The sequence below is a fragment of the Exilibacterium tricleocarpae genome (assembly GCF_007004655.1).
Classification (GTDB): Bacteria; Pseudomonadota; Gammaproteobacteria; order Pseudomonadales; family Cellvibrionaceae; genus Exilibacterium; species Exilibacterium tricleocarpae.
Window position 1 is genome coordinate 1 of sequence record NZ_ML660151.1, and the last position, 1,410, is coordinate 1,410.

Genomic DNA, 1,410 nt, shown 5'->3' on the forward strand with positions numbered 1-1,410 from the left:
TTACCCGCAATCGTACCTAAATAAAATTGCCTCTAAGTTAAACAATAGACCAAGAAAAACCTTGGGATATCGATCGCCAGCAGCTATGCTTAACGAGATGTTGCGTTGACCGGTTGAATCCATCGCATCCACATTTAGAGTTCTCCCGCGTAGACTATGCCTACGAGGAGAACGACCCATGAAAAAATCACGGTATTCAGAAACCCAGATCGTCAAGATTGTGAAGGAAGTTGAGGGAGGCAGGAGAGTCAAGGAAGTCTGCCGGGAATATGGGGTATCCGACGCCACATACTATAATTGGAAGGCCAAGTATGGGGGGATGGAAGCGTCGGATATCAAGCGGCTGAAGGAGCTGGAGGAGGAAAACCGGCGGCTAAAGCAGATGTATGCCGAGCTTAGCCTGGACCACAAGGTACTCAAGGATATCGTGGAAAAAAGCTGTAAAGCCGGCAATTCGCCGTGAATTGGTTGACTATGCAAGGGAGGTCCACTGCTTTAGCCTCCGCAGAGCCTGCCGGGTTGTTGGCATCAGTGATTCGGTCTACCGGTATAACCCGGATACGGATAGAGACAAGCCTGTTATCCTGGCCCTCCAGGGGGCAGTAGAACGGTACCCGGCGCACGGGTTCGGTAAACTGTTCAAGATTCTGCGGCGCTGGGGTCATGGGTGGAACCATAAGCGTGTCTATCGGATCTACCGAGAGTTAGGTCTGAGCAAGCGGCGCAGAGGCAAGAAGCGGCTGCCTAGCCGGCATCCACAACCCCTGTGTGTGCCTACCGAGGCCAACTACTGCTGGTCGATGGACTTTATGAGCGACAGTCTGTTCTGCGGCCGACGCTTTCGTACCTTCAACGCTGTTGATGACTTTAACCGCGAGGCGTTGGCGATTGAGATTGACCTCAATCTACCAGCCCCTCGCGTTATCCGAGTACTGGAGAGGCTAGTCGCTTGGCGTGGGCTACCAAAGAAGCTGCGGATGGACAACGGGCCGGAATTTGTCTCAGCCACTTTGGCTGATTGGGCCGAGGAGTACGGGGTTGAATTGGAGTTCATTAAACCAGGAAAGCCAACCCAGAATTCATTTGTTGAACGCTTTAATCGAACATGCCGCGATGAAGTACTCAACATGTATGTATTTAGCACGCTAGCGGAAGTCAGAGACATCACGGAACGCTGGCCACGTGAATACAACGATGAACGGCCACACGACTCCCTCGGTGACCTGACGCCCTGGGAGTATCTGGCTAAACGTAACTCGCTGGAAAACTCTAAGTCTGGGTGTGATGGATTCAACCGGTCAACGCAACATCTCGTTAAGCATAGCTGCTGGCGATCGATATCCCAAGGTTTTTCTTGGTCTATTGTTTAACTTAGAGGCAATTTTATTTAGGTACGATTGCGGGTAATCT

General features: G+C 51.4%; 1 pseudogene. It reads left to right on the forward strand.

The window, feature by feature from the left end:
• Positions 1-178: 178 nt before the first annotated feature.
• Positions 179-1,271, forward strand: a pseudogene (locus FKG94_RS28570) (IS3 family transposase); the annotation flags it as partial.
• Positions 1,272-1,410: the final 139 nt, after the last annotated feature.